Annotated in this window: 1 protein-coding gene; it reads left to right on the forward strand. The window is 67.7% G+C overall.

The window, feature by feature from the left end; genetic code table 11:
- Positions 1-34 precede the first annotated feature (34 nt).
- On the forward strand, positions 35-654 hold a 620-nt coding region (locus DBV35_RS29110), incomplete at its 3' end, for a xanthine dehydrogenase family protein molybdopterin-binding subunit (protein ID WP_245944147.1).

The raw sequence follows: 654 nt of genomic DNA on the forward strand, positions 1-654 counted from the left end.
CTAGGACGTCGAGATCCTGCACGGCGACACCCAGGTGGCGCCGAAGGGCCTCGACACCTACGGCTCGCGCTCGCTGGTCGTCGGCGGTGTGGCCATCGTCAACGCCGCGGACAAGGTGATCGAGAAGGCGACGAAGATCGCCGCGCACCTGCTCGAGGCCTCCGAGGACGACATCGAGTTCGCGAACGGCCAGTTCACCGTCCGCGGCACCGACAAGGGCAAGGCCATCCAGGAGATCGCGTTCGCCGCGTTCATGGCGCACGACTACCCGGAGGGCATGGAGCCGTCGCTGGACTCCGACGCCGTCTTCGACCCGGAGAACTTCTCCTACCCGCACGGCACCCACCTGGCCGCGATCGAGGTCGACACCGACACCGGCCGGGTGAACCTGCGCAAGTACGTCTGCGTCGACGACATCGGGAACGTCATCAACCCGCTGATCGTCGAGGGCCAGGTGCACGGCGGTCTCGCCCAGGGCATCGCGCAGGCCCTGTTCGAGGAGGCGAACTACGACGACCAGGGCACCCTGGTCAACGCCACGTTCGTCGACTACACGATCCCGTCCGCGGCGGACCTGCCGAGCTTCACCACCGAGACGGTCTCCACCCCGGCGACGAGCAACCCGCTCGGGGTCAAGGGCGTCGGAGATCGGAA

Source organism: Acuticoccus kandeliae, from assembly GCF_003073115.1.